This is a genomic window from Streptacidiphilus melanogenes (assembly GCF_000787835.1).
In the GTDB taxonomy this organism is placed as follows: Bacteria; Actinomycetota; Actinomycetes; order Streptomycetales; family Streptomycetaceae; genus Streptacidiphilus; species Streptacidiphilus melanogenes.
In genome coordinates, this window is the sequence record NZ_BBPP01000027.1 from 61,898 (window position 1) to 83,003 (window position 21,106).

The 21,106-nt window shown below is 72.6% G+C and carries 16 protein-coding genes, 1 tRNA gene and 2 pseudogenes; 4 read left to right on the forward strand and 15 right to left on the reverse strand.

Annotated features, from left to right (window positions below):
- Positions 1 to 81: 81 nt before the first annotated feature.
- Positions 82 to 600, reverse strand: a complete 519-nt coding sequence (locus TR49_RS25555) for an RDD family protein (RefSeq protein ID WP_042385735.1) — start codon at positions 598 to 600, stop codon at positions 82 to 84.
- Positions 601 to 687: 87 nt separating this feature from the next.
- Complete coding sequence (locus TR49_RS25560) at positions 688 to 3,105, reverse strand: RDD family protein (protein WP_042385736.1); 2,418 nt, start codon at positions 3,103 to 3,105, stop codon at positions 688 to 690.
- A gap of 259 nt (positions 3,106 to 3,364) precedes the next feature.
- Here TR49_RS25560 and TR49_RS25565 point away from each other — a divergent pair, with 259 nt between their 5' ends.
- Positions 3,365 to 3,871, forward strand: a complete 507-nt coding sequence (locus TR49_RS25565; protein ID WP_052434629.1) for an SsgA family sporulation/cell division regulator — start codon at positions 3,365 to 3,367, stop codon at positions 3,869 to 3,871.
- Positions 3,872 to 3,904: 33 nt separating this feature from the next.
- Here the strand turns inward: TR49_RS25565 and TR49_RS25570 are convergent, their stop codons facing one another.
- The 4 genes from TR49_RS25570 to TR49_RS25585 form a co-directional block, all read right to left on the reverse strand.
- The gene (locus tag TR49_RS25570) at positions 3,905 to 5,218 is read right to left on the reverse strand and encodes a glycosyltransferase 87 family protein (protein WP_052434630.1); all 1,314 of its coding nucleotides are present in this window, start codon (positions 5,216 to 5,218) and stop codon (positions 3,905 to 3,907) included.
- A gap of 137 nt (positions 5,219 to 5,355) precedes the next feature.
- A complete protein-coding gene (locus tag TR49_RS25575) occupies positions 5,356 to 6,843 on the reverse strand; it encodes a glycoside hydrolase family 18 protein (protein WP_042385741.1) in 1,488 nt (495 codons plus the stop codon).
- Between the two features lie 320 nt (positions 6,844 to 7,163).
- The gene (locus tag TR49_RS25580) at positions 7,164 to 8,522 is read right to left on the reverse strand and encodes a sensor histidine kinase (protein ID WP_042385743.1); all 1,359 of its coding nucleotides are present in this window, start codon (positions 8,520 to 8,522) and stop codon (positions 7,164 to 7,166) included.
- Positions 8,519 to 9,223: a response regulator transcription factor gene (locus TR49_RS25585; protein WP_084725408.1), complete on the reverse strand. Its 705-nt coding sequence runs from the start codon at positions 9,221 to 9,223 to the stop codon at positions 8,519 to 8,521. The genes TR49_RS25580 and TR49_RS25585 overlap by 4 nt, the downstream gene beginning before the upstream one ends.
- 108 nt (positions 9,224 to 9,331) lie before the next feature.
- Here TR49_RS25585 and TR49_RS25590 point away from each other — a divergent pair, with 108 nt between their 5' ends.
- The gene (locus TR49_RS25590; RefSeq protein WP_042385747.1) at positions 9,332 to 9,856 is read left to right on the forward strand and encodes a hypothetical protein; all 525 of its coding nucleotides are present in this window, start codon (positions 9,332 to 9,334) and stop codon (positions 9,854 to 9,856) included.
- A 29-nt stretch (positions 9,857 to 9,885) separates the two neighbouring features.
- Here TR49_RS25590 and TR49_RS25595 read toward each other — a convergent pair whose 3' ends face one another.
- From TR49_RS25595 to TR49_RS25615, 6 genes and pseudogenes are all read right to left on the reverse strand, one after another.
- Positions 9,886 to 11,250 (reverse strand): FAD-binding oxidoreductase, encoded by a 1,365-nt coding sequence (locus TR49_RS25595; RefSeq protein ID WP_042385748.1) that lies wholly within the window; start codon positions 11,248 to 11,250, stop codon positions 9,886 to 9,888.
- A gap of 25 nt (positions 11,251 to 11,275) precedes the next feature.
- Complete coding sequence (locus TR49_RS25600) at positions 11,276 to 12,670, reverse strand: M1 family metallopeptidase (RefSeq protein WP_052434632.1); 1,395 nt, start codon at positions 12,668 to 12,670, stop codon at positions 11,276 to 11,278.
- 74 nt (positions 12,671 to 12,744) lie between these two features.
- Positions 12,745 to 13,857 carry a 4-hydroxyphenylpyruvate dioxygenase gene (gene hppD, locus TR49_RS25605; RefSeq protein ID WP_042385752.1) on the reverse strand — a complete coding sequence of 371 codons (1,113 nt, stop codon included), beginning with the start codon at positions 13,855 to 13,857 and terminating at the stop codon, positions 12,745 to 12,747.
- Between the two features lie 179 nt (positions 13,858 to 14,036).
- Positions 14,037 to 14,855, reverse strand: coding sequence for a S16 family serine protease (locus TR49_RS25610; protein ID WP_042385754.1), 819 nt, complete (start codon positions 14,853 to 14,855; stop codon positions 14,037 to 14,039).
- A gap of 78 nt (positions 14,856 to 14,933) precedes the next feature.
- Positions 14,934 to 15,080: pseudogene (locus TR49_RS47065) on the reverse strand (IclR family transcriptional regulator); the annotation flags it as partial.
- A 59-nt stretch (positions 15,081 to 15,139) separates the two neighbouring features.
- Positions 15,140 to 15,590, reverse strand: a pseudogene (locus tag TR49_RS25615) (IclR family transcriptional regulator); the annotation flags it as partial.
- Positions 15,591 to 16,020: 430 nt separating this feature from the next.
- On the opposite strand from TR49_RS25615, the gene TR49_RS25620 reads away from it, so the two are divergent.
- Positions 16,021 to 16,446, forward strand: coding sequence for an SsgA family sporulation/cell division regulator (locus TR49_RS25620; protein WP_042385758.1), 426 nt, complete (start codon positions 16,021 to 16,023; stop codon positions 16,444 to 16,446).
- A gap of 27 nt (positions 16,447 to 16,473) precedes the next feature.
- On the opposite strand, the gene TR49_RS25625 is transcribed toward TR49_RS25620, so the two are convergent.
- Positions 16,474 to 18,270 carry a DEAD/DEAH box helicase gene (locus TR49_RS25625; RefSeq protein ID WP_042385867.1) on the reverse strand — a complete coding sequence of 599 codons (1,797 nt, stop codon included), beginning with the start codon at positions 18,268 to 18,270 and terminating at the stop codon, positions 16,474 to 16,476.
- 262 nt (positions 18,271 to 18,532) lie between these two features.
- On the reverse strand, positions 18,533 to 19,918 hold the full coding sequence (locus TR49_RS25630) for an MFS transporter (RefSeq protein WP_042385761.1): 1,386 nt from the start codon (positions 19,916 to 19,918) through the stop codon (positions 18,533 to 18,535).
- Positions 19,919 to 20,061: 143 nt separating this feature from the next.
- Here TR49_RS25630 and TR49_RS25635 point away from each other — a divergent pair.
- A tRNA-Cys gene (locus TR49_RS25635) sits at positions 20,062 to 20,133 on the forward strand.
- On the opposite strand, the gene TR49_RS41750 is transcribed toward TR49_RS25635, so the two are convergent.
- A complete protein-coding gene (locus tag TR49_RS41750) occupies positions 20,105 to 21,037 on the reverse strand; it encodes a hypothetical protein (protein ID WP_084725410.1) in 933 nt (310 codons plus the stop codon). The genes TR49_RS25635 and TR49_RS41750 overlap by 29 nt on opposite strands.
- Between the last annotated feature and the right edge of the window lie 69 nt (positions 21,038 to 21,106).

Consider the following 21,106-nt stretch of genomic DNA (forward strand, 5'->3'; position numbering starts at 1 on the left):
GCACGGCGATGTGATCACGAAGGCGCGGCGCCCCCTGCCCGGGACGCCGCGCCTTCATGATCACATCGCCGCAGCCCGCTCTCAACGGGCCTCGACCACCACCGTCTTGGCGGCCTTGTCGTGCAGCGCCTGCCGGTAGGGCTGGTCCCAGGTGACCCAGACGCCGTCGATCGCCCACCACAGACAGCCGCAGATGATCACCCCGGGCAGCCCCCAGACGGCGGCCCGCGTCCACCCCGGCGAGCCCTCCGGCACGCTGCCGTCGGCGAGCACCGCGACGCGCAGGTTCATCAGCTTCTTGCCGACCGTCTGGCCGCGCGACCGGGTCAGCATCAGCCCCTCGTAGACGAAGGCGACCAGCAGGGCGGCGATCGAGAAGACGAAACTCACCAGTCCGGCGTCGTGCCGGTCGGAGAAGTAGGCGATCAGACTGAGCAGGAACGCGATGACGACCACGATGCCGATGTCGATGGTCCGGGCCGTCAGCCGCCGCCCCAGCGGCGCGAGCGGCGGCGTCCCGCCGACCGCGTCGGCCGGTTCGGTCGCGTGCGGCGGGTGGTCGTACGGCCCGCCGCCGCCCGGGGGTTGAGGAGTCGTCATAGCCAGCAGTGAACCACCCACCCCGGGCATTACGTCGGATTCCGTGGTGTTTCTCGTGTTTCTGGTGTTTATGGAGTTTCTGGCAGTTCATCCCTTCTGGCGGGCGACGAAGGTGCGTCCGAGGCGGTCGTGCCAGCTCTGACGCAGCTTGCGGTCGGTGGCGCAGGGGACGAGTTCGAAGATGCCGAGCAGCAGGAAGACCAGCGTCTGGCACATCGCGGTCCGCAGGAACGTGCGCCCCAGCTTCGGCCGGGCCTTGCTCCGGGCGTCCAGGACGGTCAGCCCGAAGATCGCCTTCCCCAGCGTGCGGCCCCACACCGCGAGCGGGATCGTCTCGTAGACCAAGCCCACCGCCAGCAGCGCCGCCAGCAGGAGCCCCGCGTCGGCCAGCACGGTCCCGTCCACCAGCCACACCGTCTGCGGCACGCCACTCGCCTGCGCGGCGTCGATCTTCGCCTGCAGATGCAGCGTCACCCGCTGCACGAGGACCACCCCGAGCACCGCGACCAGGGCGTAGGTCACGGCCGTGTCCACGAGCCGCGCCCCGATCCGCGGCCCGAGCAGCGCGGGCCGCACCGTCCTCGCCCGCTTCTGCCCCACCCCCGACGCCGCCCGGCCGCTGCGCGTCGCGGCACCGCCGACACGCGTGGCCCCGGACGAGAGTCCATCGCCGCTGGGCCTCTCGTTCGCCGGCGCAGCCTGCGGGGCTGCGCCGCTCCCCCGCTGCGCCCGTGTCGGGGGCGTGCTCCCGCCGTACGGCTCCGGGCCCGCGGGCGCGGCCTGCGGACGCGGAGCAGCGCTGCCGCTGCCAGGCGCCCCGGGCACGACGGTGTCACCACCCAGCGGCCCCACCTGCACGTGCGTCACGCTCGGCGCAGGCGCGGTCCGCGCGGGCCGGGTGGCACTGCGGCCGCGCTGCACCCCGGGTGCCGTGTCACCCTCCAGCGGCGTCACCTGCAAGGGCTGCGCGGCCGAGGTGGCGCTGCCGTACACCCCGGGGGGAGTGCTGTCCGCACCCAGCGGCCTCCCCTGCCCCTCCCGCACGGGCGCGGTCTGCGCGGGCGGGACAGCACCGCGGCCGAGCCGCACCCCGGGCGCGGTGTCGCCGCCCAACGGCCTCACGTCCACAGGTTGCCCGGCTGCGGACGCGGCCTGAGGACGCGAAGCGGCGCTGCGGCCGCCAAGCGCCCCAGGCACGAAGGTGCCATCATCCGGCGACCCGGCGTTCGCGGGCGGCGCGGTCGGCGCGCCAGGCAGGCCGCCGCCACCAAGCGCCCCGTGCACGAAGGTGCCATCATCCAGCGGCCTGTCGTTCGCGGGCGGCGCGGAGGGCGCGCCAGGCAGGCTGCCGCCACCAAGCGCCCCAGGCACGAAGGTGCCATCACCCAGCGCCCCGGCGTTCGCGGTCGGCGCGCCAGGCCGGCTGCCGCCACCAAGCGCCCCATGTGCGAGGGTGTCGTCGCCCAGCGGCCCTGCGTTCGCGGGTGACGCATAGGCCTGCGCGGAAGGCAGCCTGCCGCCGCCAAGCGCCCCGGGCACGAAGGTGTCGTCGCTCAGCGGCCCTGCGTTCGCGGGCGGCGCGGGCGGCGCATAGGCCTGCGCGGCAGGCACGTTGGCTGCCGTGTCAGCGCCCTGTGGGGGCGGGGTGGCCCCCGAGTCGCGTTGCCTGCCAGGGGCGAGGGTGTCGTTGCCGGGCCTCGCCCAGGACATCCGGGGCTCCTGTGCCGGTGCGATCGCCGCGGGGGAGCCGCCTGCGGGCGGCTCGGCCCGGGGTGCGTCGACCGGGTCTCCGGAGGCGGCCGACCGACCCGCACCGGTCTGGAACGCCCACGGGTCGGCGACCTCGCTCTCGCGCGGCTCGTGCGCAGCGAAACCGCCGTCCGGCCTCGCCCACTCCGTCCCCGTGTGCTGCGCCTGTCCCGCGCCCGAGGGCGGATCGGCCGGGGCTCCGGCGTCGTCGGTGTCGGCGTGGCCGGGGTGCGGCTCGGACCAGTCGTCCGACTCGTAGCGGGTGGGCGGCGGGAGCTGGGCGCGGCGGGTCTGGGAGAGGGCGAGCCGCAGGGCGGAGGCGAGTTCGTCGTCCGCGTCGGTCTCCGCCACGGGCCCGGACGCCGGCGGAGCGGGAGCCGGAGGCGTGGGGACGCCCCAGGAGACGTGCTGGGGGACGGAGTCCGTGTCCAACAGGCCCGGCTGGGCCTGTGCACTGGCACCCCAGACCGACGGCTCCGGCGGCGTCGGGACGATGAGCCGTGCCGCGCCCGTCTCGTCGAGGAAGACGGGGCCGGTCTCCTCCACCGTGGCGGGCCGCGGCGGCGGGGGCGGGGCCACGCGGACGCCGCCGCGGGCGGCGCGCGGCGGTGGCGGGAGCGGCGCGCCGTCCTCGGGAGCCGGACGCGCGCTACCGGGAGTCCACGCGTCCCCGTCCCAGTAGCGGACGAAACCGGGGATCGAGGGGTCGGGGTAGTAGCCGGGCGCGGGTCGCTCCGCCGGGGGCTGAACCGTCATAGATCGCTTTCCCGCTTCATCTGCTGATCGGGTGCCTGGTCGGCGGCACGCCGACGGAGGGCGGCCACAGGCCTGCCCAGTCCGAACACAACGCGTCCCCGCCGTGTCACAAAGCGTAGTACCGCAGTCCCGTGACACACGCGAAAAACGTCGCGAAACCGGTGTAAGAACGGGAACCCGGACCTCTCTCTCCCAGTGGAGCCCGCCCGCAGGGGCGTGCGCACGACCGAGAGATCGAGAGATCGAGAGAGGGAATCCCATGGCCGCCGCCGACCGCAACGAGCGTCACGACGACTACACCACCGACCTCCGCGCCGAGCAGCTCGCGCACGACGAGCACGCGCACCTCGACGGGCCCGGCTGCGTGCAGCAGGAGCTCTCCGTCGAGCTGGTGCTCTCCCCCGAGCGGAGCCTGCCGGTGCCGGTCCTGCTGGCCTACTGCCCGCAGGACCCGTTCGCCGTGCACGTCACCTTCCACCTCGGTCAGGACTCGCCGGTGACCTGGGTGTTCGCCCGGGAGCTGCTGGTCGAGGGCGTCTTCCGCGCCTGCGGCACCGGCGACGTGCGGATCTGGCCGACCCGCGCGGACGGGCGGAGCCTGATCTGCCTGGCGCTGAGCTCGCCCGCAGGCGAGGCGCTGCTGGAGGCGCCCGCGGCGCCGATCGCCGCCTGGCTCGAGCAGACGCTGCGGGTGGTGCCGACGGGCACCGAGTCCGCCGTCATGGACCTGGACGCGGAAATCGCCGCCCTGCTGGGCGGCGAGTGAAGGGCCGCGCGTCCGCCGCGCCGCCGAGGGGGCTCAGGGACGCGCCGTGGCGCGGGGCCGGTCGCCGATCGCCGACGCCCCGTGCCCGACCGTCAGGTCCGCGGGGGCCGGAAGCGGCCGCCTCCAGCGACGCACCCGCACCGCGACCAGGCCCAGGAAGGCCAGCCCGAACAGCGGGTAGACGGACGCGGCGGGCTCGAACCAGTACGACATCTGCACGCCGTGCCACGCCTTGTGCGGCACGAACCACATCGCGAAGGAGCAGAAGCACAGCGCGGTGGCGGCCAGCACGACACGCCAGCGGCGGCCTGCCCACCCCGGTCGGCCACGACGGCGCTCGGTGCGCGCCTCCGCGGCGAGCAGCACCAGCAGGGGCACGCACCAGACCCAGTGGTGGGTCCAACTGATCGGGGAGACCAGCACCATGGTGATCGCCACCGTCATCCCCGCCCAGGCGTGCGCCCGCGGCATGCCCGCGCAGCGCCGCTCGATCAGCGTCGCCAGTGCCAGACCGGCCACCGCCACGAGGGCGACCAGGAGCAGCGTCGAGGCGCCCGTGTGGGTGCTGTGCAGCAGGCGGTCGGCCATGCCGCGCAGGGACTGGTTGTCGACGATGTACTCCTTGCCCACCCGGGTGGTGTCGTACAGGTCCTTGGTCCAGAAGTCCCAGCTCGCACCGGGCAGCACCAGGAGGCCGACGAGCACCGTGAGCGCACCGGTCGCCGCGGCCGTGGCGGCGGCGCGGAAGCGACGGGTCAGCAACAGGTAGACCAAGAAGAAGCCGGGGGTCACCTTCAGCCCTGCCGCCAGGCCGATCCCCACGCCCTTGAGCCGGCTGCTCTCGGGCAGGGTCAGGTCCCAGAGCACCAGCGCGAGGATCAGCAGGTTGATCTGCCCGTAGCGCAGTGTCGTCCACACCGGCTCCAGCCAGACGCCGAGGCCGGTCACCAGCAGCACGGCCGCGGGCCGCAGCGGTCGGCTCGGCCAGCCGGCCAGCCTGCACGCGAGGGCGGCGACGACCGCCAGCTCGACCAGGTTGACCAGGGTCACCGTCACGCGCAGCGCGCCGAAGGAGAGGAACGCGGCGGGCGCGAAGAGCATCGCGGAGAACGGCGGGTAGGTCGCAGGCAGCGCGTAGGAGCCGACCCGCAGCTCGTAGAGGTCGCGGCCGTGTGCCACCGCGGCGCCCTCGGCCTGGTAGACCATGGCGTCGACCATCGAGACGTGCGAGAGGTGCCGCAGCGCGGCATAGGCGAACAGCGAGACGAGCGCGACGGCGGCCGCCGAGACAGTGGTACGCCGCGGCGCCGCGCGCACGGCGCCGATCACCCTGTTGACGGTGGTCACGCAAGAACTCCTTATCCCCTACCCTGCGTGACACTAGCCCAAAGCACACGCCCTCCACAGGACGAGGCCGAAGCATCCCGAGTTCCCTCGGTTTGCTCCGGCCTCGGCCGTCACTCCGTACTCGGCCTTTCCGCGTCTCAGCCGGCGTAGGCGCCGAAGGCCCGGCTGAAGTCCAGCGGCTGCTGCGCGATGCTGCTGCAGGTGGCGTCGGCGTAGGACTTGGCCCCGCCGGAGCACGGCTTGTCCCGGGTCGCGGACCACATGGAGAGCCAGCCCAGGTGCTTGCCGCTCGCGAACTGCGCGAGCTGGGTCGCGTCGGCGACGGTGAAGACCTCGGTGTTGGTGTCGTTGACTCCGATCATCGGAGTCACCGCGACGTGCTTCCACGCGGTGGCGTCGTCCCAGCCGAAGATGGACTTGACCTGCGCCTCGGTCGCGGTCGCGGAGTCGATCGCGTACTGGCCCATCTTGCCGCTCGGGCTCGGCGCGGCGCCGTCGCCGAAGTCCATCGCCATCACGTTGACGGCGGAGACCACCACGCCCGCACTCTTGGCGTTCTGCAGCAGGTCCGTGCCGGTCTGCACCAGACCGGAGGGCAGGACTGGCAGGGTGAAGGAGACGTCGAGCGTCTTCCCCTTCGCCTTGGCGGTCTGCTGGAGCTGGGCGATCGCCTGGTCACGGCGGGCGATGCCGGCGGTGTCGGACGTGGCGGCGCCCTCGACGTCGAAGTCGATCTTCGTCAGCCCGTAGGCGTCGATCACCTTCTGGTACGCGGCGGCGAGCGTGCTCACGCTGCCGCAGGACTCGGCGAGCTCGGTGCCGTTCGCCCCGCCGAAGGAGACCCGGACGTCCCCGCCCATCGCGCGCAGCGCGCCGATCTGGCCCGGCACGCCGTCGTTGGTCAGCGGGGAGACGCCGCCCCACTCGGGGTTGCAGCCGCCGCCGTCGGTGATGAAGGCGAGGTTGAAGTTCTTCACGCCGGACGCCTTGGCGGTGGCGATCAGGTCATACGCGGGATAGAGGGAGGTGTCCACGTAGGGCGAGAAGCCAGCGCCGGAGGTCGAGCCCGTGCTGGGCGCGGACGGCGTCGGCGTAGGGGTCGGCGTCGTGGTCTTCGTGGCCGTGGGCGTCGGGGTCGGCGTGGCCGAGTGGGTCGGCGTCGGGGCCGGCGTGGTCGGCTGGCCGGACGGCGTCGGCGCGGAGCCGGTGGAGCAGTTCACGCCGTTGATGGAGCAGTTGGCCGGCGCGCCGGAGCCGTTGACCACGAACCCGACGACCGCGTGCTGGTTCGCCGCGAGGGTGCTGTCCCAGGACGCCGGGGTGACGGTGATGTGCCCGCCGCTGGCGGTGTACGTGGCGTTCCACAGCGAGCTGATCTTGGCACCGGCAGGCAGGTCGAACGTCAGCTTCCAGTTGCTGATCGTGCTGGACGTCGGGTTGCTGACGTCGTACTGGCCGCTGTAGCCGCTCCCCCAGTCACTGGTAGTCGAGTAGACGGCGCCCACACCGGCCGCGTTCGCGCTCACCGCGAGGGCGGTCACCCCGCCGGCGAGCAGGACGGTGGCGACTGCGGAAGCCCCGAGGACCGCGCGACGGCGCGGCGCTCGGCGGGCGTGGTTCGACATGCGGGGGTACCTCCACGATGGGGGACATCTGTCGATGGACCGCGAGCCGGCGCCTTGGCCCCTGGTGGGGACAGCGGCCACAGGAAGCCCACGGGCACGGTTGGTTGACACCCGGTCACCACCGGCTTCGCGGTCCGTCGGAAGGGACGCTAGCCGTTCCGGATTCGCCGATCAGCCCTGCTCAGACGGAGGTAGATCCCACTTAGGGCCCTATTAAGGAACAGGTCCGGTTGCCCACACGTCAGGGGCGCGCAGAGCCATCCGGACGGGGTGGTCGCTTGCGCAGTTCCCCGCGACCCTGAGGGGTTGCCACTGGCTGTCTAGCCCTTGGCCCTGCGCCGTTGCCTGGGGACCGGAGCTCGCCTGTGCAGCAGGCGCACGCGGACTTCCGTGCCGCCCAGGACGGATCGGCCGATGGCGACGTCGCCGCCCGTGCTCTCGGCGACGCGGCGGACGATGTCCAGGCCCAGGCCCGTGGAGCCGTCGCGTTCCGCGCCGACGCCGCGGCGGAGCGCCAGCTCTGGGTCGGCGATGCCCGCGCCGGCGTCGGAGACCATGATGATGACGCCGTCGGGGGTGCCGTGGACATCGACGGCGAAAGCCGTCCCTTCGGGGGTGTGGCGGAAGACGTTGCCGAGCATCGCGTCCAGCGCCGCGGCCAGCTCGGGCGCGGCGACGGGGACGGCGACCGGGCGCTCCGCGCCCGCGAGCTGCCAGGGGCGGGACTCGTCCTCCGCGAGCGCCGACCAGAACTCGGCGCGGTCGCGGATCACCTCCGCCGCGTCGCAGGAGACGGGCGCCGCGTCGGCGGCGGCCGGGGAGGCGCCGCGGCCGCGGAAGGCGCGGATGATCTGGTCGACCTCGCGTTCCAGCTGCGCCACCGCGTGGCGCGTCTGCTCGGCCGCATCGCCCTGACCGAGGGACGCGGCGTTCAGGCGCAGCACGGTCAGCGGGGTGCGCAGGCGGTGGGAGAGGTCCGCGGCCAGCTCGCGTTCCGAGGCGAGGAGCCGCACGACGCGGTCGGCCATGGCGTTGAACGCCTCCGCGGCCTCCCGCAGTTCGCGTGGGCTGTCGGGGACCTCGGGGACGCGGACCTCGAGGTCGCCCTCGCCCAGCGCGCGGGAGGCGCCGGCGAGGCGACGGGCCGCGCCGACCATACGGGTGCCTAGGCGGTCGGCGACCGCGACGGAGATGAGGACCAGCACCACGGCGACGCCGCTGAGGACCAGCCAGGCCGAGGCGACGCCGCGGGACAGCTCGGCGTCGGGGACGAAGACCTCGATGACGGCCACTCGGCCGTCGTTGACGGCGACGGGCTCCAGATACGCGAAGCCGCCGTGGACGCCGGTGGTGCCGCTGCGGCCGTTCGCGGCGGTCGCCGTCAGCGCGGCGGCGCCGACCCGTTCGCTGCCCAGGGTGTCGAAGCCGCCGCCGCTTCGCGGCAGATGGATGGCGATGAGTCCGGCCGCGCCGTCCTGCGTGCTGGCCAGGGCGCGTTGCAGCGCCTGCTGGTCGGTGGTGATGGCGAGCGCGGGGCCGAGCGTCGCGGCCTGCCGCTCCGCCGCGGTGAAGGCCCGTTCGCGGGCGGTCTCGCGGACCATCAGGCCGAGGGGGATCAGGAAGGCCAGCGCCACCATGGTGGTGACGGCGACGCAGACCTTGAACAGTGCGCCTCTCACCTCGCGTCCCCGCCGGGAGTCTCGGCCGGTATGTCGAGCCGGACGCCGACGCCACGCACGGTGTGCAGGTAGCGCGGCTGCGAGGCCGTCTCGCCGAGCTTGCGGCGCAGCCAGGACAGGTGCACGTCGATCGTCTGGTCGGTGCCGTACGGCTGGCGCCAGACCTCGGCGAGCAGCTCGCGGCGGGGCACGACGACGCCGGGACGGGCGGCGAGGTAGGCGAGCAGGTCGAACTCGCGCCGGGTGAGGTCGAGTTCCCTGCCGTCGAGGGTGGCCTCGCGACGTTGGAGGTCGATCCGCAGGCCGCCCGTCTGCAGCAGCTGCCCGGTCGGGCCCCCGGCCCCGGCACGGCGCAGCACGGCGGCCATCCGGGCGGTCAGGTGCTCCACCGAGAAGGGTTTGACCAGGTAGTCGTCGGCGCCGTCGTTGAGCAGGCGGATGATCTCCGACTCCTCGTCACGGGCCGTGGAGATGATCACGGGGGTGTCGGTGAGCCCGCGGATCATCTTCAGTGCCTCGCCGCCGTCGAGGTCGGGCAGGCCGAGGTCGAGGATCACCAGGTCGCAGCCGACCTGGGCGACCTCGCGCAGCGCTTCCAGCGCCGTGCCGACGCTGCGGACGGCGTGGCCGGCGTCGGTGAGATGACGAATCAGGGCAGAGCGAACAAAGGGATCGTCCTCGACCACGAGCACTGTTGCCATGGCCGTGACGGTAGCTCATGAGGGCCGGTGGTCTGTACCTCCTGACCGCTCCGGACTCGGCTCCGGACTCCGCTCCTGGGCTCCGGGCGGGGCGTGCATACTGGCCCGGTGCGAAGAGTACTGGTGCAGACGGCGGCCTGGGCCGCGGCCACGGGGGCGGCCGTCGCCGTGTCCTGGTACGGGGTGCACCGGGTGCTCTCCGACGACGGCTACCAGCAGCCCGGCGCTCTCGCCCTGACCGTCGCCGGCTCCGCCTCCGTCACGCCCGCGCCGCTGCCGACGACGACCGAGGCCCCGACGCAGGCGCCGCTGCCGCCGGCCGCCTCGACGCACCGGGCCTCGCCCGGGCCCAGCCGGGACGCCTCGCCCAGTCCCTCGGCGTCGCCCGCCGGTCCGAGCGCCACCGGCGACGTGCACAGTTACACGCCCACCGGCGGCCGGATCGTGGTCTCCATGGGTGCGACCTCCGCCGACCTGGTCTCGGCCACGCCGAACAGCGGCTGGTCCATGCACGTCTACACCGGCGACGAGTGGCTGCGGGTCGACTTCACCCAGGGCAGCACGGACTCGATCTTCTACGTCACCTGGAACGGCCACCCGCCCATGGTGCAGACCTGGCTGATGAACCAGTGATCAGGGCCGTACCAGTACAGCACCCGTGATCAGAACAGCTTGCCCGGGTTCATGATCCCCAACGGGTCGAAGACCGCCTTGACCTGACGCTGCAACTGGACCCCGACCGGGCCGAGCTCGCGGGCCAGCCAGTCCTTCTTCAGCAGCCCCACGCCGTGCTCGCCGGTGATGGTGCCGCCCAGCTCCAGCCCCAGCGACATGATCGCGTCGAAGGAGGCGCGGGCCCGCGCCGACTCGTCCGCGTCCTCGGCGTCGAAGACGACCACCGGGTGGGTGTTGCCGTCCCCGGCGTGCGCGCAGACGCCGATGGTGAGGTCGTAGTCCTCGGCGATCCGGGCCACCCCGGACAGCATCTCCCCGAGTCGTGAGCGCGGCACGGCCACGTCGTCGATCATCGTGGTGCCGAGCCGGTCCAGCGCGGGCAGCGCCAGCCGACGGGCCTCCAGCAGCAACTCCGACTCGCCGCTGTCGGCGGCCGGGACCACCTCCGTCGCCCCCGCCTCCCGGCACAGCTCGCCGACGGCCTCCAGGTCCGAGGTCGGGTCGAGACTGTCGAAGCCGACCAGCAGCAGCGCGGCGGTCGAGTCCGGCAGGCCCATCTGCGCCATCGCGTTGACGGCCCGGACGGTCGTGGTGTCCATCAGCTCCATCAGCGAGGGCACGTGTCCCGCGGCCATCACCGCGCAGACCGCCGCCCCGGCGGCGTCCGTGGAGGGGAACTCCGCCGCCAGCACCAGCTGCGGCGGCGGCGCGGGCCGCAGCGCCAGCACCGCGCCGACGACGACGCCCAGCGTCCCCTCCGCGCCGACGAAGAGCCGCGTCAGGTCGTACCCGGCGACGCCCTTGGCGGTGCGCCGACCTGTCCGCAGCAGCCGCCCGTCGGCGAGCACGACGTCCAGCCCGAGCACGTACTCGGCCGTCACCCCGTACTTGACACAGCACAGGCCGCCCGCGCCGGTGCCGATGTTGCCGCCGACCGTGCACGACTCCCAGCTGGACGGATCCGGCGGGTAGCTGAGCCCGTGCCGGGCCGCGGCACGGGAGAGCTCGGCGTTGACCACGCCCGGCTCGACGACGGCGATCCGGTTGACCGGATCCAGCTCCAGGATCCGGTCCATCCGCACCAGCGACAGCGCGATCGCTCCCGCGACCGCGTTGGCCGCACCGGACAGCCCCGTCCGCGCGCCCTGCGGCACGACGGGCACCCGCAGCCGCGTGGCCGTCCGCATGACGTGCTGGACCTCGTCCACCGTCCGCGGGAAGACCACCACCTCCGGCGGGGCGGAGTCGCAGAACCCGGCCATGTCCTGCTGGTACGCCGCGGTGACGTCCGGATCGGCCACGACGGCCGCCTCCGGCAGGCCCTCGCGCAACAGGTCGACCAGATCGCTCATCCGCCAGGCCCCCTCAGCTCGTGGCTCACATCTTCGTCGGTTTTCCGGCGGAATACAGCCAGGTGGCGAAGAGCGCGTCGAGGTTCTTTCCGGACACGCCCGCGCTCAGCGCCTCGAACTGGGCAGTGGTGCCGTGCCCGTGCCGGTGGGCGGCGGTCCACTGCTTCAGGATTCCGAAGAAGGCCTGGTCGCCGACGGCCTCGCGCAGCTCCTGCAGCGCCATCGCGCCGCGCGCGTAGCTCGGCACCCCGAAGAGGCGTGACAGCTGCCCCGGGTCGCCCGGCGGGTAGGCCCAGAGCTGGTCCGTCGCGGGCCTGGCGTACAGCTGCGCCAGCCGGGCGTGGAGGCCGGTGCCGCCGTGCGCGGCGTCCCACATCCACTCGGCGTAGGTGGCGAAGCCCTCGTTGAGCCAGATGTCCTTCCACTGGGTGATCGTCACCGAGTCCCCGAACCACTGGTGGGCGGTCTCGTGCACCAGGGTGTCCATGTCCGGCGCCTCGTCGTACAGCGGCCTGGTCTGCGTTTCCAGGGCGTAGCCGATGGCCTTGTCGTGCATGACGATCGCCCCGGCCGCGTCGAACGGGTACGGTCCGAACAGGCTCGACTCCCACGCGATGACGGCCGGCAGCCGGGCCAGCACGCCGTCGGCGTCGTTCTTCTCCGCCGGGTCGACGGCGGTGTACACCGGCAGCCGGCCGCTCCAGTACTGGCGCACGTCGAAGCGCCCGACGCTGGCGGTCGCCAGGTAGGCGGCCATCGGCGCGGTCTCGTGCCAGTGGAAGGTCGAGTGCCCGGCGGCGGTGTGCTGGGTGCGCAGCACGCCGTTCGACACCGCCGTGTACCCCTGAGGGACCGTCACGGTGACGTCGTAGGTGGACTTGTCGCTCGGGTGGCCGTTGCAGGGGAACCACGTCATCGCGCCCTGCGGCTCGCCGGCCACGAAGGCGCCCTGGTCCCCCGGCAGTGCGGTCCACCCGTCGGAGGTGCCGTCCGTGTCGATGACCGGGTGCGGCGTCCCGCCGTAATCCACGGCGACGGTGAAGTCCGCGCCGTCGGCCACGGTGTCCGCGAGGGAGATCTGCAGTTTCTGCCCGTCCCGGGAGAAGGGCACGGCCTCACCGTCGACGGTGACGTGCCGGACGTCGAGCCCGGCGAGATCGAGATCGAACCCGGACAGGTCCTGCGTCGCCGTAGCGGACAGGACGGCGGTGGCCTCCAGGTGCTGGGTTGCGGGCTGGTACGCGAGCGTCAGCGCGTAGTGGCGGACGTGCAGCCCTCCGTCCCCGGAGAGCGGCAGCAGCGGATCCCCGGCCCCGGCGGCGCCCTTCGTTCCCACAGGCGTCGCCGGGGCCGCGGCCCCGAGCAGTCCACTGACCGCGAGCACGGTCGCGGCGGTCGTAAGAAACAGACGGTTCGTCACCTGACCAACCGTAGGTTCGACGCACCGTCACCGCCGTGGCGGAGTAGTCCAAAAGGTGAGGTGGATCACACCGACTACAGGTTGCCGCGGCGCTCCTGCTCGCGCTCGATCGCCTCGAACAGCGCCTTGAAGTTGCCCTTGCCGAAGCCCATGGAGCCGTGGCGCTCGATCATCTCGAAGAAGACCGTCGGACGGTCCTGCACCGGCTTGGTGAAGATCTGCAGCAGGTAGCCGTCCTCGTCGCGGTCCGCGAGGATCTTCAGCTCACGCAGCTCGTCCAGCGGGACGCGGGTCTCGCCGACCCACTCGCCCAGCGTGTCGTAGTAGCTGTCGGGGGTGTCGAGGAACTCGACTCCGGCCGCGCGCATCGCGCGGACCGTCGCCACGATGTCGTTGGTCGCCAGCGCGATGTGCTGGACGCCGGGGCCGCCGTAGAACTCCAGGTACTCGTCGATCTGCGACTTCTTCTTCGCGATCGCCGGCTCGTTCAGCGGGAACTTGACCTTGCGGGTGCCGTCCGCGACGACCTTGGACATCAGCGCGGAGTACTCGGTGGCGATGTCGTCGCCCACGAACTCCTTCATGTTCGTGAAGCCCATGACGCGGTTGTAGAACGCGACCCACTCGTCCATCTTGCCGAGCTCGACGTTGCCCACGCAGTGGTCCACGGCCTGGAAGAACCGCGCGCCGGGCTCGACGATCGGGTTCTTCGCCACGAAGCCGGGCAGGTAGGGGCCGTCGTAGCCGCTGCGGTCGACCAGGGTGTGGCGGGTCTCGCCGTAGGTGGCGATCGCCGCCAGCACGACGGTGCCGTGCTCGTCCTTGATCTCGTGCGGCTCCTCCAGGCCCTGGGCGCCGTGGGCGACCGCGTACTCGTAGGCGTGGCGGACGTCCGGGACCTCGATGGCCAGGTCGATCACGCCGTCGCCGTGCGCGGCGACGTGCCGGTCGAGGAACTCGCCGCGCTCGGTCGAGGCCTTGATCACGGAGGTGAAGACGAAGCGGGCGCCGCCCGACGTCAGGACATAGCTGGCCGTCTCGCGCTCGCCCGTCTCGGGGCCGGAGTACGCGACCAGGCGCATGCCGAAGGCCGTGGAGTAATAGTGGGCGGCCTGCTTCGCGTTTCCGACGGCGAAGACGATGGCGTCCATGCCCTTGACCGGGAAGACGTCGGTCTGACTGCTCATGCTGGAACACCTCCGAGGGGTGAGGCCCCGACGAGGCCCGATGCGCGTACCGTCCCGCCGATCCCCGACCTGCGCAACCATGACCCCTGGCACTGCGCAAGCTGTACACCTCACCCCCTACGGGCGGTCCTCAGCTGTGCAGACTGCCTAGCTGGGGCCATGCTGGTTCAGCAGGCGGATCAGCACGAGGGAACGGCCGCGCCGCCGCCCTGCAGCGCCTCCAGCGCCTTCACCGCCTGGTCCAGGGTGTTCACCGGCACGAGGCGGAGCCCCTTCGGGGTGTTCACCTCGGCGTCGGTGCACTCGCTGCGCGGGACGAGGAAGACGGTCGCGCCGTCCCTGGCGGCCGCCTTGGTCTTCAGCGCCACGCCGCCGACCGCGCCGACGTCGCCGCTGTCGTCGATCTCACCGGTACCGGCCACGACCGCGCCGCCGGTGAGGTCGCCGGCCGCGCCGGGCTTGCCGGAGCCGTTGCCGTGCAGCTCGTCGATGATCCCGAGGGTGAACATCAGGCCCGCGCTGGGGCCGCCGACGTCGGCGAGCTTCAGGTCGACCTTCACCTGGGAGGAGGAGAGCCCGAGGTAGTCGAGCGCGGCCGTCGTCGCGGCCTCCTGCGACTGCTGCATGGCCTGCTGGTTGACCTGGTTCGCCTGGCTGACGGACTGCCCCGAGGGGTAGACGGAGTTGCGCGGGACGACGGCCTTGTTCGGGTTCCCCCAGGCGCTGACGACCTCCGACAGCGGCGGGCTGTAGTTCGGCAGCGTCGCGGCGATGGTGGTCATCCGCAGCTGGCCCTCGGTGTGCCGGGTGGGGTGACCGGTGATCGTGATCACCTCGGCGCCCTGGTAGCTGCCGAGCGTGTTCACCGAGATCCCGGGCTCCAGCACGGTGAACGGCAGCGGGGCCCCCACCGCCACCGCGATCGGGGCGGCCACCAGCACCGCGCACAGAATCAGCCGGTTACGGCGCGGGGCGAGCCAGGAGCGATAGGAGGACACGCCCGAATTCTAGGCAGAGGCGGATCACATCCGGACAACGGACCGCTCCGGCCGGCGGACGGCACCCCGCCTCGGACCCTAGCGGAGGGCTTCGGAGACCTCCGTTGCGGCCTCCAGGACCCTGGGGCCGACGCGCTCGGGCACCACGCCGGCCAGCATCAGCACCCCGACGCTGCCCTCGATGCCGATCAGGCCGCGCAGCGGGGCCGCGACGCTGTTGGCGCCGGAGCGCTCCTCCGTGGCGGCCACCCACTCCTGCTGCTGCTCCGGCCGCGGCTGCCCGTACGGGGTGGCGCGGGCGGCCAGGATCGCCTGCCCCGCGGCGTTCTCCGCCAGCGAGTGCCGCACGCCCGTGCGGTAGGCGACGTGGAAGTCGGTCCAGCTCGGCTCGACGACCGCGACGACCAGCGCCTCGCTGCCGTCCACCAGCGTCAGGTGGGCGGTGGCGCCGAGGTCCTCCGCGAGGCTGCGGAGGGCCGGCAGGGCCGCCTCCCGCAGCAGCGGATGCACCCGGTGGGAGAGCCGCAGCACGCCGAGCCCGACCCGGGCCCGTCCGCCGACGTCGCGCCGCACCAGTCCGTGCTGCTCCAGGGTGGCCAGCAGCCGGTAGACGACGGTCCGGTTGACCTCCAGGCGCGAGGCCAGTTCGGTGACGGTCAGCCCGCGCTCCGCGTCGGCGAGCAGCTTCAGCACGCGCACGCCGCGATCGAGCGTCTGCGAGGTCTCAGCGGTCACGCACGTCTCCCTTCCGAAAGCCATCCGTGCGGGTTCCGTGAGGCGTCATTGCGGCGCGGTCCAGCTCGGGCGAGTGCGAGGAACCTAATGAGAGTGCACCGCTCTGCGGAAGTACTCGTCCAGATTTCGGTCACCATTCGTTATGCAGCGCGACGCCAGAAATGGACGAATCACCCTCTTCAGGGCGCCTGCCGACCGCCTCCAGCGACTCTCCCACAGCCCAAGGGGCGGGCAACTGTCCGAAATGGAACAGACCTTCGGTCGAGTACCAGGAACCAAAGCCGTCTGTCCAGACTCCTTCAGTTGGGTTTCTGCACCCCTTCAGCCCGGTTTGAACCCGACCAGGAGGGGATGAAGCTACGTGAACGATCAGTAATGATCGAATCACGCCCAGTGATGACGAGGCCTAGGAAAGGTTCGGACAAGCACGATGAACGACACTCTGCGCGGCCAGATCATCATGGAGCTGGCGACCACGGCGGGGCTCAGCTACCAGATCCCGGTCTGCCTCACGTTCCGTCAGGCTGCCTCGTGGGGAATCGAGTTGACGTTCTTCCTGCCCGGTGACGCACCGGTGCGCTGGACCGTCTCCCGGGAGTTGCTGCTCGACGGGCTGAGCACGGTCGCCGGCGAGGGCGACATCCAGGTCCGGCCGCTGGAATGGCACGACGCCGACCTGGTCGCCATCAGACTTCGCTCGCCCGAGGGCGAGGCACAGCTGATCGCACCGCTGGCGGCACTCCACGCCTACCTGCTGCGGACCGACATGATGACGCCGTTCGGCGAGGAGTTCAGCGAAGAATGGCTCGAAAGCGGCATCGCCCGCCTGCTGACCGACACCGGGACGCTCCGGTGAGCGGCGCCGTCCCGGGGTCGTGATCCGTCAGTCGATCCTGGTCGCCCACTCGCGGATCTTGCCGATCCGCGCCTGGAGTTGATGCGCCGTCGCCTGCGCGGTCAACGGGCCGCCGCAGACGCGGCGCAGCTCGTTGTGGATCGTGCCGTGCGGCTGACCGGTGCGGTGGTGCCAGGCGCCGACCAGGCCGTTCAGCTCCTTGCGCAGCTCCTGCAACTGCTGGTGGGTGACGACCGGCCGCTTCTCGGCCTCCAGCTCCAGCAGGTCCGCCTCCTCGGCGGGCTTGGTCTTGCTGCGCTGGATCTGGCGCGTCTGGCGGCGGTGCAGCAGCAGCCGCACCTGGTCCGGCTCCAGCAGACCGGGGATGCCGAGGTAGTCGGACTCCTCCTCGGACCCGGCATGCGCCTGCATGCCGAACTCCTTGCCCTCGTAGAGGACCCGGTCGAAGATCGCGTCGGACTCCAGCGCCTCCCAGGGCGCGTCGTCGAGACCGCCGTCGCCCTCGTCCTTGGCCCGCTCCGCCTCCGCGAGCAGCGCGTCCTCCTCCGCGAAGAGGCTGTCCTCCTGGCCCTTCTTCTGCTTGTCCAGGATGTGGTCGCGCTGCAGCTCCATCTCGTTGGCGAAGGAGAGCAGCGTGGGCACCGTCGGCAGGAAGACCGAGGCGGTCTCGCCACGGCGCCGGACACGCACGAAGCGCCCGACGGCCTGCGCGAAGAACAGCGGGGTGGAGATCGAGGTCGCGTACACCCCGACGGCGAGGCGCGGCACGTCGACGCCCTCGGACACCATCCGCACGGCGACCATCCAACGGTCGTCCGAGGCGGAGAAGTCGGTGATGCGCTGGGAGGCCTCCGCCTCGTCGGACAGGACGAGGGTGGCGCCGTGCCCGGTGATCTCGCGCAGCATCTTCGCGTACGCGCGGGCCGACTCCTGGTCCGAGGCGATGACGAGCGCGCCCGCGTCCGGAATGGACTTCCGCACCTCGGTCAGCCGCTGGTCCGCCGCGCGCAGCACGTTCGGCATCCACTCGCCGTGCGGCGACAGCGCGGTGCGCCAGGCCTGCGCGGTGGCGTCCTTGGTCATCGGCTCGCCCAGCCGCGCGGCGACCTCGTCACCGGCCTTGGTGCGCCAGCGCATGTTGCCGCTGTAGGAGAGGAAGATCACCGGCCGGACGACGTGGTCCTGCAGCGCGTTGCCGTACCCGTAGGTGTAGTCGGCGACGCTGCGGCGGATGCCGTCGCCGCCCGCGGCGTAGCTGATGAACGGGATCGGGTTGGTGTCGGAGCGGAACGGCGTCCCCGTGAGGGCGAGCCGCCGGGTGGCCGGCTCGAACGCCTCCAGGCAGGCCTCGCCCCAGGACTTGGAGTCGCCCGCGTGGTGGATCTCGTCGAGGATGATCAGCGACTTGCGGTTCTCGACCCGGTTGCGGTGCAGCATCGGGTTGACGCCGACGCCCGCGTAGGTGACGACCACGCCCTGGTAGTCACGGGAGAGCGGCCCGCTGCTGTAGGCCGGGTCCAGCCTGATCCCTATCCGTGCGGCGGCCTCGGCCCACTGCTTCTTGAGGTGCTCGGTGGGCGCGACGACGGTGAGCTGCTGCACGACGTGGTTGTGCAGCAGGTAGGACGCCAGGGTCAGCGCGAAGGTCGTCTTGCCGGCGCCCGGCGTCGCGACCGCGAGGAAGTCGCGCGGCTGCGTCTCGACGTACTTCTCCATCGCGGCCTGCTGCCAGGCGCGCAACTTACCGGCCGTGCCCCACGGGGCACGGCCGGGGAATGCGGGCGACAGGTGATGCGGTGCGTGGGAGGAGCTGGCGGTACTCACGGTCTCCGGCGGGGTCGACGTCACGGACGGCGCCGGTCGAGCCCCACAGGGCCCGAGTCCGACAACCCGGCAAGCTTACCGGCGCGACCGCCGGCCTCTCGGCTCCCACACGCGGTGGCACCCCCAGGCCGTCGCTCCCGCGCGAGGTTGCCGGGGCCCCAGGGGCGGGAGGAACTGCGCGGACAACCACCGGCGGGCGGATGGCCCCGCGCGCTCGATGACCCACCAATTCGGGTGGCTTGTCGCGCGGTTCCCCGCGCCCCTAGTGGGGGCGGGCACGGCGGCAGATCAGCGTGCCGCAGAGCATCACGATCGCCATCGCGGCGAAGACCGCCGTGAAACCCCTGGTGGTGCCGGTGCCGAGGGAGGTGAAGAGCAGTCCCCCCAGGGCCGTGCACACGATGTTGCCGAGCGCGTCGCTCACCTGCAGGGACGCGGAGTTGGCGCCGGCCTCCCCCGGCTCGGAGAGATTGAAGAGCAGGACGCTGATGCTGGCGATCGCCAGCCCCATGCCGCAGCCGCCCAGGGTCCAGGCCGTGGCGACGAGGAAGGCGGGGGCGGAGGGCTGGGCCGCAACGCCGACCAGGGCGATGGCGACGGTTCCGGCCGCCAGGCCGGCCTGGACGAGGCGGAGGCGGTACGCCTCGGCGAAGGGGCGGCCCTGGAGCCAGCTCCCCACGGCCCAGAAGACGCCACCGCCCGAGAGCGAGAGCCCGGCCAGCGTCGGGGAGAAGCCGTGCTGGGTGACCAGCATCAGCGGGATGAACGCCTCGGCGGAGATGAACCCGCCGGCCGCGACGCCGCGCAGCAGGATCACCGTCGGCAGGCCGCGCCCCGCGCGGAACGTGCCGCGCGGGAGGAGGCGGAGCGCCGCCGGCACCAGCAGCGCGGCGCCCGCCGCCGCGGGCACGAGGGACCACAGGTCGAGTCGCTGCGAGGCGTACTGCAGCAGGCCCGCGCCGACGGCGAGGCCGAGCGCCAGCCACAGGCGGCGCCGGTCCAGCGGCCGGCCCGCCGCCTCGCCCGCGCCGATGCCGCGCAGCTGCGGCAGCATCAGCACCAGCGGCGCGACGATCAGCGCGGGGATCGAGAGGAAGACCCAGCGCCAGCCGAGGTGCTGGGTGACCGCGCCGGAGACCAGTGGTCCGACGACCGAGGGCAGCACCCAGGACGCGGCGAAGGCCGCGAACACCTTGGGCCGCAGCCGCTCGGGATAGCGCAGGCCGACGACGACGTAGAGCGCGACGATGACCAGTCCGCCGCCGAGGCCCTGGGTGACCCGGCCTGCGACGAAGGTCCACATCGTGGTGGCGGTCCCGGCCAGCACCAGGCCCACGCCGAAGACCGCGATGCCCGCGCCCAGCGGGACCAGCGGACCGCGTTTGTCGCACCACTCCCCCGAGACGACCATGGCCAGCAGGCTGGAGGTGAAGAACCCGGTGAAGGCGAAGGCGTAGAGCCCGACCCCGTGCAGGGCCCGTGCGGCGACGGGCATGGCCGTGTTGACCGCGGTGGCCTCGAAGGCGATCAGCAGGACGCACGCCACGATGCCGATCGTGAGCATGCGGTAGGGCCGGCGGAGGATGCCGGCCGTCTCATCGGCTTCACTGAGTCCGGTCGTCCTGGCGAGGGTGGTCACCGGCCCCATGGTAAGGGGTCGTCCTTGAGTTTGCCCCTGTCAATGATGGAGCCGGATGTCGCTTCCGTTGCGCCCCGTGAACACTGCCCGGTTGCCGTTGACGGTCCCCGGGCGCCGCCGCGTAACGTCATCCGTGTTGGAGGAAACACCCCGCCCGTGTGCCCGAGTGGTTGAGGGAACCGCCTGCAAAGCGGTTTACACCGGTTCGATTCCGGTCATGGGCTCTGCCGCACCACGCTCCACCCCGCAGCACGGCTCCGCCGTGCATCGCCGTGCCGCGTGCGCCTCGAACGCGTCGGGGAACGCCGCGAGCGCGCTCAGCAGCAGCCGCGCGGCCGCGTGCGTCGCGGTGTCGTCGCCGCGCTCCGCCGACTGGGTGGACCAGCGCACCACGGAGTCGAACGCGCCGGGTGCGGCGAGGTCGTCCAGAGCCGCGACGATCCGGTCCACCTCACCACCGCGGCAGCGCGGCGCCGCGAGGCGCAGCATCCGGGCCGTCTCCGCAACCCCGCAGCGACCGCGCGGCAGCGCGGCGATCACGCGTGCGCCCTCGTCGCGCGGTTCCCAGCGCGCCTCCAGCGCGCGGGGAGAGGGCAGCCAGACGCCCGTCACCCCGCCGAGCAGAACCGCCTGCGCCGCGCGGGCGTGGTCGGGGCCGAGGAGGGTGCGCACCGGCGTGCCGACGGCCGTCTCCACCACCTGCGGCAGGCCCGTCCCGGTGTGGACGGTGCACAGCACGCTGCCCGGTGCTGCCGGGGTTCCGATCGCCCGGAACCAGGCCGGGCCGTGACGGGCGATCAGCGCGATCTGGGCGAGCGTCTCGGCGGCCACCGCCAGCGGCGGCGCGAACGGCGTCTGCCGCAGCACCGCGTCGACGTGCCGCAGGCCCTCCTCGACGAGTCGGGGGGCGCGGCGCAGGACCGTCTCGTTGTTGTGACAGGTCGGGTCGCCGTCCCCGCTGATCACCAGCACCCGGCCGGCGGGAGTCCGGAGCCGCTCGGAGAGCTCCCCCAGCCCGGCGTCGGTGAGCAGGGCGTGCAGGTCCACGTCGACGGGCGAGGGGCCCGGGGCGGCGTCCTGCGCGAGGATCCGGGGGAGCGTGAGCCGGTGCACGGCGGTCGTGGTCACGGGGATCGCTACTTCTTCCGCGCGACCACGACGGTGCCGGACGTGGGCTTCAGCCGCCGCAGAGGGGCT